Below are 14,553 nucleotides of genomic sequence, written 5' to 3'. Positions count from 1 at the left end.
CTGTATTTTTAAAAAGCTACAATGAACTCAGATTAATTTTGGCTGAGATAAGAGTATGGCATTCTACAGTTCCGGGGTTGAATACGGCATCCATAGCCTGATGTGTATGGTGGACAGCAAGGGCGATGCCCGCGACATGAGCGTACGTGAGATTGCTGACTTGCAAAGTGTGCCCTACGATTACCTGGCCAAAATTTTCACCCGTCTGTCAAAGGCCGGTTTGGTACGCAGCATCGAGGGTAAGGGCGGCGGTTTTCAGCTGGCGAAAGCGGCTGAACACATTACGGTTCTCGACGTGGCGAACGCCATTGATGGTGATAAACGGATTTTTGAATGCCGTGAAATTCGCCAGCGTCTGGCGGTATTTGAGGAGCAGCCTCCGCAGTGGGCTTGTGAAGGCATTTGCGGCGTGCGCTCGGTGATGGATATGGCGCAGCAGCGGATGGAGGAGGCTTTAGGCCAGCACACCATCCTCGATCTGGCGCGTAAAATGTACCGCAAAGCGCCGGATACTTTTGTGGTTGAAGTGCAGGACTGGATTGCCGCGCGAAAAGCGTAGTCGCCGGAACCGCCCGATAGCGCAAGGCTCATCGGGCGCGCGCAAAGAAGGCCGGATAAGGCATTAGCCGCCATCCGGCAATGATAATTACTGTTTGGTATCCGGTGTATTAATCATCCGGTTTAGCCACGGCACCATGATCGCCATGACCACCGTTACGCCCAGGGTCACCAGACCGATTTTGCTGAAGACATCGGTATAAATCGGCAGCGTCTGTAGCGGGTCGGTAATATTGTCCGGTACGGCGGTGAAGGTCGCGACGTAGCCGCCCAGCAGAAACGCGGCGGCCTGCGTCAGGAACCACATCCCAAGAATAAAGCCCATCAGATGCTGCGGTACCAGCGCGGCGACCATCGCCAGCCCCAGAGCGCTAATCAGCAGTTCCCCCAGGCTCTGGAACAGATAGACCAGCACGATAAACCACGGCGAGGTCAGCCCCTGGGCATCGGCAAACCACATTCCCGCCGCGGCGGCCGTCAAAAAACCCAGCGCGCACAGGAACATCCCGAGGGTGAACTTCATCGGCATGGTCAGATCTTTGCCCTTATTGCCCAAACGCGTATAGATAGCGGCGAGGATCGGGCTGGCCACCACCACCCAGAACGGGTTTAGCGCCTGGAAACTCACCGGATTAATCGCGAAGCCGAGAATTTCATGGTGGACGTTGTTGATCGCAAAGAAGTTGAGCGAGGTGGGCATCTGCGCGTACAGAATATAAAACAGCACCGCCTCCAGCATCAGGATAAAGGCGACGAACATTTTGTTGCGCCCGGTCTTATCAAGCTTGAAGGCCTCGCGGAAGAAGAAAATCGTCACCACCACCGAGAGGATAATCAGCACCAGGTTGGCAATTTTGACGTTATGCATCAGCCAGGCGCAGACAAAAATCATGACCACCGTTCCGGCCAGCACGTACAGCAGGTTGCGCAGGCTTAGCGGCCTGCGGTCCGGCTCAGAACCGATATCCTTCACCATCCCTCGACAGGCGAAGTAAACCAGCAGGGCGACGATCAGCCCCGCGCCGCACAGGTTGTAGGTCACCGCGTAGCCGAACTTATCGGCAATTACCGGCGCCAGCGAGAGCGACAGCAGCGAACCGATATTGATCGACATATAAAACAGCGTGAAGGCGCCATCCAGGCGGGCATCTTTTGGCGGATAGCACTTGGAGAGCAGGCTCGCCGGGTTGGCTTTAAATAGCCCGTTTCCCACCGCAATGGTCCCCAGTGCGATGAAAATCAGATTGGGTTGGTGCAGCGACAGACCGGTCATAAAGTAGCCTGCGGCCAGCACAATCGCGCCAAGTACCAGCGTGCGTTTAGTGCCGAGCAGGTGATCGCCGACATAGCCGCCGATGGAGATAAGGCCGTAGACCAGCGCGGCAAACGCGCCAAAGGTAATAAACGCCTGCTCCTGAGAAAAGCCAAGCTGTTTAACAAAGAATACGGCCAGGATGCCCTGAACGCCGTAATAGCCAAATCGCTCCCATAGTTCCACAAAAAAGATCATGAAGAATGGGCGAGGTTGCTGCAGCAAGCCTGTCGGTGCGGTTGAATTCATCTTTCTTCGCCTTTAAGTCCTGTCCGGAAAAGTATGAACGCGTATGCCAAAACGCGCTGAAAAAGCTTTATTTTGCGTAATGATATGATGTTTATGGCTGTTAACAAATTATTATATGGGTAAATTGCCTGTGAAATGGTTGATCAATCTGGCATTGTGGCAATTATTTGGACGTATGTGCTTTTTATGCGGCGGGTGAGGCGAGAAACAAAAACGCCCGCGTTAGCGGGCGTTGGTCATCAGCGGATTAAATAACGTCCTGTTATTCCTCTTCTTCGTCGCGCAGTGGGACAATCAGCATATCAACGTGAACGGTGTTGATAAGCTGACGCGCTGAGGACATCAGCTTGCTCCAGAAGTCCTGATGGTGACCACAAACCACCAGGTCCATATCATATTTTTTAATCGCATCAACCAGAACCTGGCCGAGATCGCCGCTGCCGCTGAGGGTTTCAGTGATCGGGTAGCCCGCGTTCGTCGACAGCTCGCTTAACGCGTGGTGAGTTTCTTCAGAGATGCGTTTCTGCATGTCGCCCAGATTGACGTCAATAAGGCCGGTGTAGAGATCGGAGTAATTCACATCCACGTGGATCAGGGAAACTTTTGCATTGTAGGGACGGGCCATAGAAACGGCTTTTTCTACCAGTACTTTGCTTTCCGGGGACAGGTCTACTGCAATAAGAATATGTTTGTAAGCCATAGTGTTACTCCTTCCATAAGTTGTCGATGACCGTTGGACCTGACAGCCAGCGCTGCCGCTTCGCCCGCGTCCTGCGTGCTACATTCGCGGGGGCTAGTCCTTAAGGACCTAATTGTAGAAGATATTTCTACCTTATAGCGCCCCTCGCGATCCGTCAATCCACCTTGTTCAGCGAATAGTTAAACAAATATATCCGACTTATGCATTGATAATGATTAACGTTGTGGTAAAAAAATTAACTGATCTCCTACACTATTTAATGAGCCGGTCGGATAAATAAACGTGATCGGAATCGCACTCTTTTACTGTACAGTCGGTTTGCTATTGGGGAGCGGTAGTCCCGGAGGGAGCCTCCGAGGACGGGTCGCCGGGGAGGAGGTATGATCAGCACTATTGCGCTGTTTTGGGCCCTGTGTATCGTATGTGTAGTGAATATGGCACGCTACTTCTCGTCGCTGCGTGCATTGCTTGTTGTGCTACGTGGTTGTGACCCTTTGCTCTATCAATATGTCGACGGCGGCGGTTTTTTTACGTCGCACGGGCAGCCCAGCAAACAGATGCGCCTGGTGTGGTATATCTACGCTCAGCGCTACCGCGATCACCATGACGATGAGTTTATCCGCCGCTGCGAGCGGGTTCGTCGGCAGTTTATCCTCACCAGCGCGCTATGCGGCCTGGTGGTGGTCAGCATGATTGCTCTGGCTATCTGGCACTAGCTTTACGGCAGGCAAAAAAACGGGCCAGTTTCCTGACCCGTTTGTCTCTCTTCTGACTGATACCCGCTTAGATAAACTGCAGCGAGAGCCAGTACAGCGCACCGGACAGCAGAATCGCTGCGGGCAGGGTGAGCACCCAGGCCATCAGGATGCTGGTGACGGTTTTCTTCTGCAGGCCGCCGCCATCAACGAGCATCGTCCCCGCTACCGAGGAGGAGAGCACGTGGGTGGTGGAAACCGGCATCCCAGTATAGCTCGCCAGACCAATCGATACGGCTGCGGTCATCTGCGCTGACATACCCTGCGCATAGGTCATCCCTTTCTTACCGATTTTCTCGCCGATAGTGGTCGCCACGCGACGCCAGCCGATCATGGTGCCGATTCCCAGCGCCAGAGCAACCGCCATAATAATCCAGATTGGCGCATACTCGATGGTGCTCAGCATATCGGTTTTCAGCTTCTTCAGTAGACGCTTATCGTCAGCATTCACTTCCGGCAGTTTAGCCACTTTATCGGTGGTGTCGGAGATGCAGAGCATAATACGGCGCAGATGGCTACGCTGCTCAACGGAGAGCGTGTCGTAGCTTTCGGTACCGGCCAGCATCGTCTTCACGCGGTCAAGCGCGTTGATGGTGTTTGCCGGGTGGCAGTGAAACTCGCCGTTAGCGGCGGCCCCTGCGTCCGGAGACGGAATGAGCTGCTCGGCGCCGGTCGCTTTCTTCAACAGCTCAGGGCGCTGCTGGAAGAAGGTTTCCACGTTGTTGACCGCATCGCGGGTACGGGTGATTTCGTAGCCGGAAGCGTTCATATTGACCACGAAGCCCGCCGGGGCAACGCCGATAAGCACCAGCATCACCAGGCCAATGCCTTTCTGGCCATCGTTCGCGCCGTGGGAGAACGCGACGCCAATGGCGGACAGAATTAGCGCAATACGCGTCCAGAACGGCGGCTTTTTCTTGCCGTCTTTCTTTTCACGCTCGGCGGGGGTCAGGTGGATACGGGCGCGTTTTTTGGTTCCGCTCCAGTAGCGACGCAGAATGAAAATCAGGCCGCCCGCCACCACCAGACCTACGATTGGCGAGATGATCAGCGAGCCAAAAATACCCATGACTTTCGGGATGTTCAGCGCATCCACCACCGACGTGCCGGTCATCAGCGCATTGGTTAAACCAATACCGATGATCGCGCCGATCAGGGTGTGCGAGCTGGAAGCCGGAAGGCCGAAGTACCAGGTGCCGAGGTTCCAGATGATTGCCGCCAGCAGCATGGAAAAGACCATGGCGAGGCCATGCGCTGAACCCATGTTAAGCAGCAGGTCGGTCGGCAACATATGCACGATGGCATAGGCTACGCTGAGACCGCCCAACAGAACGCCGAAGAAGTTAAAAAGAGCCGCCATCGCCACAGCAAGCTGCGACCGCATTGCGCGTGTGTAGATCACCGTTGCAACAGCGTTTGCGGTATCATGAAAACCATTGATCGCTTCGTAAAAAAGCACGAAAGCCAGAGCAAGCAATAATAATAGCCCGGTATGTAAATCCAGACCGGCAAATAAATGTAGCATAGGACGTTACGCCATTTTGAGGACATGAACGCGGCGCATTATCAGTGACTTTCGCGGCGCGGGCAAAGTGAAATATAGACTTTTTTTGATTTTCTTCCTGTTTAAGTTTTACCTTGTTGGGAGTATTCCTATATCTTTCAATGAGGTACAGAAATCTGTTTTTTTCAGGCTGGTGCGACCAGAGTGAAAAATTTACAATTCCCGACAATCGGGATATGAGGAATGTTGTGTGGAAAGGTTTGATGCCATCGTAATCGGCGCCGGAGCGGCGGGAATGTTTTGTGCGGCGCAGGCGGGGCAGGCAGGTTGCCGGGTGCTGTTACTCGATAACGGCAAAAAGCCCGGGCGTAAAATCCTGATGTCTGGCGGTGGCCGTTGCAACTTTACTAACATGTATATCGAACCCGCGGCATATCTCAGTCAAAACCCGCATTTTTGCAAATCTGCGCTGGCGCGCTACACCCAGTGGGACTTTATCGATCTGGTGGGCAAATACGGTATTGCCTGGCATGAGAAAACCCTGGGCCAGCTTTTCTGCGATGATTCCGCCGAGCAAATCGTTAACCTGCTGCTGGCCGAGTGTGAAAAAGGCGGCGTTGAAATTCGCCTGCGCAGCGAAATTATCAGCGTTGAGCGGGATGATGAGGGCTACACGCTGCAGCTTAACGGCGAGACGGTGGCGGCGAAAAAGCTGGTGGTCGCCTCCGGCGGGTTATCCATGCCCGGTCTGGGCGCTTCGCCGTTCGGCTATAAGCTTGCCGAGCAGTTTGGCCTGAAGGTGCTGCCGACCCGAGCGGGCCTGGTGCCGTTTACCTTACATAAGCCGCTGCTTGAACAGCTGCAGGTGCTTTCCGGGGTGTCGGTACCGTCGACCATCACGGCGGAAAACGGTACCGTCTTCCGGGAAAATCTGCTCTTTACCCACCGTGGGCTGTCCGGACCGGCGGTATTGCAAATTTCCAGCTACTGGCAGCCGGGAGAATTCGTCAGCATCAATCTGCTGCCGGATTGCCATCTTGATGACTTCCTCGACGAGCAGCGCGCGGCGCATCCCAATCAAAGCCTGAAAAACACCCTCGCGATGCAGCTGCCGAAGCGGCTGGTTGAGTGCTTACAGCAGCTGGGCCAGCTTCCGGATGTCACCCTGAAACAGCTTAACGTTCGTGAGCAGCAGGCGCTGGTGGAGACGTTGACCGCATGGCGCGTCCAGCCGAATGGCACCGAAGGCTATCGCACGGCGGAGGTAACCCTCGGCGGCGTCGATACGAATGAGCTCTCTTCGCGCACCATGGAAGCCCGCGGGGTGCCCGGTCTGTACTTTATCGGCGAAGTGATGGACGTTACCGGCTGGCTGGGCGGCTATAACTTCCAGTGGGCGTGGGCATCAGCCTGGGCTTGCGCGCAGGCTTTAGCGGAACAGAAATAATTCCTGCTCTGTATCAGCAGACCCGGCTCCGCCTTATCCGCTGATATTGTGCTGCTTTAATTTGCGCCATAGGGTCGTGGGGCTGATGCCGAGCATCACCGAGGCTTTGGTCCTGTCCCCGTCGGTTTTTTCTATGACATGGGTAATCAGCCGTTTCTCTTGTTTCTTTAATAAATCGGTTTCATCTGATGTCACGCCCGTGGCCGGGAGGTGAGAGCCCTCATTGTCGTCATCCGGCGATATTTGACTGACCTGCAGCAAAATCTCTTTGCTCACTCGATCAATATCCACCAGGACGATGAGTCGGTAGATCACCGCCTGGAGTTCACGAATGTTGCCAGGCCAGCGATAACGATGCAAAAAATCCACCGCATCGGGGGTAAAGGTGATTTGCTTACCCTGTTGATGAAGCAGGTGCTGAATCAACGGCATGATATCGCCCGGTCGCTGGCATAAGGCCGGTAGACTCAACTCAAGAATATTGATTCGATAGTACAGATCCTGCCTGAACTCACCGCTGGCGACGAGCGGGCGTAGATCCTTATTGCTGGCGGTGATCAGGCGAAAATCGGCGGTAATAAGCGTATCGCCGCCGAGACGAGAAAACTGCTTCTCCTGCAATACGCGCAGTAGTTTGACCTGTACCGATAGCGGCGCTTCGCTGATTTCATCGATAAACACCGTGCCGTTCATCGCCATTTCAAACACCCCCGGTTTTCCGCCCTTACGCGCGCTGGTAAATGCGCCGTCGGCATAGCCAAAGAGTTCGCTTTCCAGAATACCCTCAGGGATGGCCGCGCAGTTAATCGCGATAAAAGGGCTATGGCTTCTGGCGCTATGGTTATGAATACTCTGGGCGAAAAGCTCTTTGCCCGTGCCGGTATCGCCCAAAATATGGATGGGAAGTTCATGGCGGGCGCACAGTTTGGCTTTTTTTATGACATCGAGTATTGCTGGAGACTGACCAATAATATCATCGAAAGACCAGGTGGTGGAAAAACCGCGGAGCTTACTTTTTTTGTTGACGCTGTTTTGCCAAAGCGTACTCTCCTGGCTTAACCCCGTAATAACGGCATAAGATATTTTTCGGTTAGAAAAGTGGCGCACGGAAATATGAATCGTTACGCCGTTGATGTCTATAGCCTGCTCTTTGATGTCTAATTCATTAATAATGCTGGCGTAGATCTCTTTAAAAGCTTCTTTTTTGAATATTTTATCTCCAGCTTGACATTGGAATAATGCCACGCCGGTGGCGTTGATATTGATAATTTCACCAAGCTGATCGATGCACATAATACCTTCACGCGCCTGATTCAATGCTGAGTGGCTCATGATCAGTTTGCTGTGTTCTCGATTAATGTATTTCAATAAACTGTGAGCTTCATTGATGGCCTGCTCGATGGAAATATTATCGGTATCACCCATAATAGCATTGAGGTGATATTTTTGCGCCATTTCAGCAACGGTCAGCCCGCCGATTACGGTATGATAATTATTCTCCGAAAGATTTTTTATAACATTTTCAATATCGTGATGGTTGTAAACCTGGCAAATTTTAAACTCTTCATTAGTCATGTTTTGGTAATGGCGTAAGGCGCTACAAAACTGCGGGAAACCAACGGCGGCAATTTTTTGCGATTTGCTGTTGGCTTCCTGTAAGATGCGATAAACGCCATGGAAATCATGGGCGATTTCAATGACAGGGATAGTAATGTTGCTACGCAAAAGTGCGGCGGTACCGCCCCGGCTAATAATTATCTTAGTGCCGGATTGAATCATCTCATGGGCTTTATCGAGAACATCTGAATAACGAAATTCAAACACGGGGATATCGAGTTTCCTTTCAATAAGGACATTCATAATTCGTTGGGTTATTGTCCTGGAAACTGAAAAGATAACAATTTCATTATTATTCATGCATTATTCTCGCAGACATCAGGGTAGGCAAGTCTTAGTATATGATGAGAGCGAGGAGAATCAATGAGGGAAGTCAGATTATGCGTGATTCAGAATAAAAGCCTTACGCCGATGTAGGCGTAAGGCTTAATAATTAGCGACTAGAAGCGCAGGCGGCGGTAGACAATTTGACCATTACACAGGGTAGCGCAGTTATCAATGTAACGGTCGCCTTCAATTTTAACGCCCTGAGTATCTTCAAAAACAATCTTCTCTTTTTGCAGTTTAACAATCGAAACGTCAGCAAAAGCGCCGGGTGCCAGGGTACCAATTTGCCCCTGCATCTTCATCAGGCGGGCGGGCGTAGCGGTTACCGCGCGAACAACATCGAAGAAGGACATTCCCATGTTGAGATATTTCGACATGACGTGGAGCAGGCTGTAAACCTTATCCGTCCGTAAGCTATTTCGCAAAGTGAGATCGGTACTGATGATATCCGGATAAAATCCTTGCTCCATGGCGGTTCTGGCAACGTGAAAATCAAAGTGGGCCACGCCGTTTGAACAGTCAAAGATAACACCCCGGGACTGCGCCTCTGTTATCGCCGCATAGACCTCGCCCTGTTCATTAAGAATCGAGTGGCCGGTGCCGTGGAAGCAGTGCGCATAAATATCATCGGCATTAAAATAGCGGATCAGTTCATCGGCGCAGAGAAGAGAATCCGTGACGTGAACGCAAATCGTCGTATCGAGTTTACGCGCCAGGGAGACGGTAGAGAGAAGCGGGTCGCTGGCGTACTGTTTCCCTTTGGCGATATCCTGGCTGTAGCGTAGTTTCAAGCCGAGAATATTGTCTCTGTTGCCATTCAGCGTTTGCGCTATCTTCTCCTCGTTGTAATTTGCCGGATTGGTATTTTCCAGATAACCGGTCGGGCCGCCGCCGAGGGTAGAAAGCCCAACGTTGACCACGTTCAAATAGCTTTTGATTTTCACCATGGCAGGATGAATCACGCTATTGCGAAAAAGCTGATAATTTACCCAGCCGCTGCTGCCGGCATCGACCATACTGGTGACCCCATTAGGCAAGCATACGATATCAGGGTTAACGCTGATGGCGGTTCCGCCATGAAAAACATGGCCATGGAAGTCGATTAAGCCAGGCAGCACGATACAACCCGCGGCATCAATCACCGTTTCGGCCTGCAAATCATCAACGGCATTCAAGTCAACGATACGATCGCCGATGATGCCAATATTGCGATTAATATAATCGCGGCTATCAAGATCGGCGACCAGACCATTTTTAATCAGAATATCCAGTTTCATTTTATGCTCCTGTTAAATGCCAATAAACTTCCAGTAGGGTATGCCGATCAGGAAAAAGATTAATACGTTGACCACCACCATGATGGTGCCCAGCATCCAGAACGTTTTTTGTGGGACGTAGCCGCTGGAGAACGTAAATACGCCGGCGCCATTGCCATAATGCGTAAGCAATGCGCCATAGCCTGCGGAGAAGGCCAGAGATAGCGCCACGTACATAGGATGCGCCTGAGTCGTCATTCCCAGGGTAAAAAGTACCGGGTAGAATGAGACGACGAACGCGCTATTAGAGACAAAGAAATAGCGGACGGCAAGGCTGATAAAGACCAGCACGGCAATCGCGCTGATTTCATTCAGGTGTGACAGGTCGAGATAGTTTTTGATGACGTCGACCAGGAAGACATAGAACCCGCCTTTTGATAGCGCAACCGCGCACCCATAAAACGCGCCGTACCAGACGAAGGTCTGCCAGGCCGATTTTTCGCTCACCACGTCATTCCAGCTCAGAACGCCGAAAAGCAGCAGGCAGGCGAGGAAAGCCAGGCCGACGGGAATAAAGGCGATACCGGTGATGGAACCCGTCATCCAGCCGAGTACGCCCAGAATAAAGAATACGATCAGCAGCTTCTCTTCTCGTTTTACCGGACCGAGCTCACGCAGACCCTTCTCGGCAATTTCATTGACGTTATCGATAACTTTCAGTTCTGGCGCGTAGATTTTATACAGTATCCACGGCGCGAGCAGCAGCACCAGTCCGGCGGGCACCACGGCGGCTTTAAACCAGGTCATCCATTCGAGATTCACTTTCATGATCTCGTTGGCCAGCGAGACGGTAATTGAGTTGGTCGCCATCCCCGTCAGAAACAGGCTGGAGGTTCCCATTGAGACGACGTACATCAGGATGGTCAGATAGGCGCCGATTTTCCGGCTACCGTCGTCGGGCTTCGAGCCCAGCGCTTCGGCGATATTCCTGAAGATGGGATAGGTAATGCCTCCGGAACGGGACATATTTGAACCCGTTGCCGGGGCCAGTACGGTATCCGTCACCATCATCAGATAACCCAGGGTGAGGGTATTTTTACCGTAGCGTTTTAGCAACAGATAGGCGATACGTTTACCCAGACCGGTAATGACAAACGCTTTGCAAATAATAAAGGCGCTGATGATAAACCAGACCATCGGGCTACCAAAACCCGCAAACAGAGGAGCAGGGTCGAGAACCAGAGAGGCAAACCCGAGAATAATCAGCATAATGACCGCATCGGTAAACGGACGTAAAACCAGTCCGCACAGCATCGCCAGATAGATGCCAACCATGTGCCAGGTCGGTGCGGCGACGCCTTCCGGGTGCGGTATTATCCAAAATAAAACGGGAAAAAAGATAATGGGCAAGAGTTTTAAATAAAGCATTTTTATTACCTTTGCTTTAAAGCCACGGCCCGTCAGGGCACCGCGGCCTGATATTATTTAATCAAATTAACGATACATGTCGTCGATAAACTCAACGCCTGTCTCATCCAGTGATTTTTTGACCCAAAGGCGATTCGCGGTGCCGTTTTTCGCGGCCTCTACTTTGCTGGCATCGAATTTTGCATAATCTTTGGCTTTATTTAGTACGGCTTCTGCGTCACCGAGGGGGATAACAATCACGCCATCCGCATCGCCGACGATCAGGTCGCCCGGACAAACCGCGACGCCGCCAACGGCGATCGGCGTGTTCACCTCGCCCGGACCTTGTTTAAACGGGCCTGCGGGGTTGGAGCCGGTGGCGAACAGCGGAAAATCGAGAACCGACAGCGCATCGATGTCACGGATTGGCCCGTCCAGCACGATACCGGCGACTTTCTTCATGCAGTGGGCGTAGGCCACCATGATCTCGCCCATCAGCGCTCGCGAACGGTCGCCTTCGTTGGAGACCACAATCACATCGTTCTCACCCGCCATATCCAGCGCGGCGTGCAGCATCAGGTTATCGCCCGCGCGAACTTTTACGGTGATGGCGAAGCCCGCCATAATCGGTTTTTTCGGCGAAGAAATACGTTTAATCCCGTTACCCAGTACGGCAATACGATTCATGGTGTCAGCAATATTCGCCGCCGGGAGCTGTTCAAATTCTTTAAGAAGATCGACGCTGCAGGCCGGACGTTTTAAAAAAATACGGTTACCAATAGTCATGTTTTTCTCCTTAAAAACCCGGGACCGGCCAGGACGGTTTCTTACCGGATAAGACTTCATCAATGCCAATTGCGGAATGGAGCGAGGCTCTGTCGGTCGCTTCGATAGTGGCGGCGCCAATGTGCGGGGCAATCACGATATTGCTTAGCGAGAAAATCGGATCGTTGGCATCAAACGGCTCTTTCTTTAAGACGTCCACGCCCGCTCCGGCGATAGCGTGGGTGCTCAAGGCGTGATACAGCGCTTTTTCATCAACCAGCTTTCCGCGTGCGGTATTAATGAAGTAGGCGCTGGGTTTCATCATGGAAAACTGTTTCTCACCAACAAAATCGGTGGTTTCCGCGGTCGTCGGGCAGTGCAGAGAAACGAAGTCGCTCTCTGTGAAAATACGGTCAAAATCGTCGGTAAGCTCTACGCCTTCGGGGATCTGCTGCTGGGTTTTATACGGATCGTAGGCGATAACTTTCATATTAAAGCCATGCAGCGCTTTGATTGCCACGCGTGAACCGATATTTCCCACGCCAATCAGGCCCAGCGTTTTACCATCCAGTTCCACTTTTGGCGTGCGCAATTTTGCCCAGTAATAATCTTCAAGCATCTTTTCCTGTACCAGCTTGAAATTACGCGAGCAGTGCAGCATATAAAATATGGCCAGTTCGGCAACGGACATGCTATTAGCAATTGGCGCATTTAATACGACTACGCCGTGACGTTTCGCTGACTCCAGATCGACCGTATCGTAACCGGCACCGTGTCGTGCAACGACTTTCAGATTTTTAGCCGCCTCAAATACGCGATCGGACATTTTTGAAAGGCGTACGATAATACCGTCGCAATCTCCGATGTCGCGAATGATATCTTCTTCTTCCATCCCTGAGCCGTTAATCAGTTGATAACCGCGGCTTTCCAGATATTCTCTTCCTTCCGCCATAATTTCCTGCGGGAGTAAAATTTTGTACGTCATTTAACTATCTCCAGTGTTGATTACGTGGAGGTAATTGCATGGCGTGTGCCATAAATTAATTCAGGCGGGATTTTTTTCATAATTACCTGATAAATATGCTTATTTTGTTTTTTTGCTTCGCTGGCTTTTGGTGATGTCCTTCACATCCTCGGACACCGCCTCGAGGTCGTGTATTTAATAATGAAATGGCTGAAATGCATAATTAAATGCACGTTCGGTCAGCTTCACACTTTATTTTATTTGTATGGCGGAGGGACCGTTTGTACCGATTGACATTGCGTGCCGGACAACTTAAAACGTAAACCAAAGGTTTGATCAGGAGGAATTTTGGCAATGAATAAATCACAGGTGGAGATATTCATGCTGATGGTTCGGGATGGGAGTATTCATATTGCATCGCAGCGGTTGGGTATTGTGCCTTCGTTGATAACAACCAGCGTATGTGCGCTTGAAAATGAACTGGGTTTTAACCTGATTACGCGCGGCAGGAATATCAGAAAAGTTACTCTAACGGAGAAAGGGCACGCTTTTTACCGGCTTGCTCCAGAATTACTGAGATTACTCAATGCGATTGCGGATATTCGCGCGGGAATAAAACGGCCCGGCGAGTCTTCACCGCCGGGCAAAATAATCAGTTCAGCCCGAGAAAATACTGGGCGATTTTAAAATAGATAATTAACCCGGTACCGTCGATGAGGGTGGCGATAAAAGGCGCTGAGACCACAGCCGGGTCGATGCCGAGGCGCTTAAGCGTCAGGGGGATCACCGACGACACCACCGCGCTCCACAGAGTGATGCATACCAGCGTCAGGCTGACAATCAGGGTGATCTCCATGCCGATACCCATCATCCAGGCGCGAAGGCAGCCCGCCAGGCCGAGCGTAATGGCGATCAGCAGCGAGGTTGAAACTTCTTTACGGATCACGCGTCCCATATCGCGCAGCCGCACTTCCCCGAGCGCCATCGAACGCACAAGCGTAGAGGTTATCTGCGTTCCGCTGTTACCGCCGGTACCAATCAGCAGTGGAATGAAAAAGGCCAGCGCGATAGCCGATTCCAGCGCCTCTTCAAAATGCTGTAACACGCTGCTGGTGTAGGCTTCGGCGACAAAGAGCAGCAGCAGCCATACCGAACGTTTTTTCCATAGCGCCCACGGGCTGGTTTCCAGATAGGGCTTTTCCAGCGGCAGCGTCGCCCCCTGGCGCTGAGCATCCTCGGTTACGTCATCTTCCAGCAGATGCGCAATCTCTTTTTCCATCAGGCAGCCGACCAGCTCGCCCTTTTCGACTACCGGCACCAGATCGAGCCCGCGCTCGCCGAGTTCGGCGACTACCTGCGGGCGCGGATCGTCGGGCCTGACGCGAAACAGGCAGCTATCCATTAAATAACGAATGGATTGCGCGGTATCGCTCTCCTGCAGCAGCTTTTTTATCGATAAACTGCCGCGCAGTTTTTTTCCGGCGACGACAAAAACCTGGCCGGGGATCTCATCGCTGGCCAGCTGAGAAACGAACAGCTCACGGGCTTCATGCACGCTGAGATGTTCCGGCAGGGTGATGAAATCGGTACGCATGTACTGGGCGATCGCGTCGCCGTCGAAAGCTGAGGTGGCGTGGCGTGCGGCGCACAGTTGAATGGAAGACATGGTTTAATTCCCTATAAAAAATCACT

The 14,553-nt window shown here is 52.0% G+C and carries 13 protein-coding genes; 4 read left to right on the top strand and 9 right to left on the bottom strand.

The features are described from left to right. Positions 1 to 55 precede the first annotated feature (55 nt). Positions 56 to 559 (top strand): RrF2 family transcriptional regulator, encoded by a 504-nt coding sequence (locus tag KOSB73_RS29160; protein ID WP_004134715.1) that lies wholly within the window; start codon positions 56 to 58, stop codon positions 557 to 559. 87 nt (positions 560 to 646) lie between these two features. Here KOSB73_RS29160 and dtpB read toward each other — a convergent pair whose 3' ends face one another. Both dtpB and uspA read right to left on the bottom strand, forming a co-directional pair. Next, positions 647 to 2,119 (bottom strand): dipeptide/tripeptide permease DtpB, encoded by a 1,473-nt coding sequence (gene dtpB / locus KOSB73_RS29155; RefSeq protein ID WP_098141386.1) that lies wholly within the window; start codon positions 2,117 to 2,119, stop codon positions 647 to 649. Positions 2,120 to 2,381: 262 nt separating this feature from the next. Then, positions 2,382 to 2,819: a universal stress protein UspA gene (uspA, locus tag KOSB73_RS29150; protein WP_004106650.1), complete on the bottom strand. Its 438-nt coding sequence runs from the start codon at positions 2,817 to 2,819 to the stop codon at positions 2,382 to 2,384. A 380-nt stretch (positions 2,820 to 3,199) separates the two neighbouring features. Here uspA and uspB point away from each other — a divergent pair, with 380 nt between their 5' ends. Then, positions 3,200 to 3,535, top strand: a complete 336-nt coding sequence (gene uspB, locus KOSB73_RS29145; protein ID WP_004126267.1) for a universal stress protein UspB — start codon at positions 3,200 to 3,202, stop codon at positions 3,533 to 3,535. Positions 3,536 to 3,602: 67 nt separating this feature from the next. On the opposite strand, the gene pitA is transcribed toward uspB, so the two are convergent. Beyond that, positions 3,603 to 5,099 (bottom strand): inorganic phosphate transporter PitA, encoded by a 1,497-nt coding sequence (gene pitA, locus KOSB73_RS29140; RefSeq protein ID WP_004126266.1) that lies wholly within the window; start codon positions 5,097 to 5,099, stop codon positions 3,603 to 3,605. Between the two features lie 229 nt (positions 5,100 to 5,328). Between pitA and KOSB73_RS29135 the strand changes: the two genes are divergently transcribed. Then, positions 5,329 to 6,525, top strand: a complete 1,197-nt coding sequence (locus tag KOSB73_RS29135) for a BaiN/RdsA family NAD(P)/FAD-dependent oxidoreductase (RefSeq protein ID WP_064410555.1) — start codon at positions 5,329 to 5,331, stop codon at positions 6,523 to 6,525. A gap of 33 nt (positions 6,526 to 6,558) precedes the next feature. Here the strand turns inward: KOSB73_RS29135 and KOSB73_RS29130 are convergent, their stop codons facing one another. From KOSB73_RS29130 to KOSB73_RS29110, 5 genes are all read right to left on the bottom strand, one after another. Next, positions 6,559 to 8,442: a sigma 54-interacting transcriptional regulator gene (locus KOSB73_RS29130; protein ID WP_098141384.1), complete on the bottom strand. Its 1,884-nt coding sequence runs from the start codon at positions 8,440 to 8,442 to the stop codon at positions 6,559 to 6,561. Between the two features lie 140 nt (positions 8,443 to 8,582). Then, entirely contained in the window at positions 8,583 to 9,746 is a 1,164-nt protein-coding gene (locus KOSB73_RS29125; RefSeq protein WP_098141382.1) for a metallo-dependent hydrolase, read from the bottom strand. A 12-nt stretch (positions 9,747 to 9,758) separates the two neighbouring features. Then, positions 9,759 to 11,153, bottom strand: coding sequence for a DASS family sodium-coupled anion symporter (locus KOSB73_RS29120; protein ID WP_024359797.1), 1,395 nt, complete (start codon positions 11,151 to 11,153; stop codon positions 9,759 to 9,761). Positions 11,154 to 11,219: 66 nt separating this feature from the next. Beyond that, positions 11,220 to 11,918 (bottom strand): RraA family protein, encoded by a 699-nt coding sequence (locus KOSB73_RS29115; RefSeq protein WP_004106638.1) that lies wholly within the window; start codon positions 11,916 to 11,918, stop codon positions 11,220 to 11,222. Between the two features lie 10 nt (positions 11,919 to 11,928). Continuing rightward, positions 11,929 to 12,882, bottom strand: a complete 954-nt coding sequence (locus KOSB73_RS29110) for a hydroxyacid dehydrogenase (RefSeq protein ID WP_098141380.1) — start codon at positions 12,880 to 12,882, stop codon at positions 11,929 to 11,931. 333 nt (positions 12,883 to 13,215) lie between these two features. Here KOSB73_RS29110 and KOSB73_RS29105 point away from each other — a divergent pair, with 333 nt between their 5' ends. Beyond that, positions 13,216 to 13,548 (top strand): LysR family transcriptional regulator, encoded by a 333-nt coding sequence (locus tag KOSB73_RS29105; RefSeq protein WP_075211055.1) that lies wholly within the window; start codon positions 13,216 to 13,218, stop codon positions 13,546 to 13,548. Here KOSB73_RS29105 and KOSB73_RS29100 read toward each other — a convergent pair. Next, entirely contained in the window at positions 13,514 to 14,527 is a 1,014-nt protein-coding gene (locus KOSB73_RS29100) for a magnesium transporter (protein WP_024359800.1), read from the bottom strand. The two genes, KOSB73_RS29105 and KOSB73_RS29100, sit on opposite strands and share 35 nt — an antisense overlap. Positions 14,528 to 14,553 lie beyond the last annotated feature (26 nt).

It is taken from the genome of Klebsiella grimontii (genome assembly GCF_900200035.1).
In the GTDB taxonomy this organism is placed as follows: Bacteria; Pseudomonadota; Gammaproteobacteria; order Enterobacterales; family Enterobacteriaceae; genus Klebsiella; species Klebsiella grimontii.
Note: the sequence above shows the minus strand (reverse complement) of the source record. Positions and strands in the feature narration are given on the sequence as shown.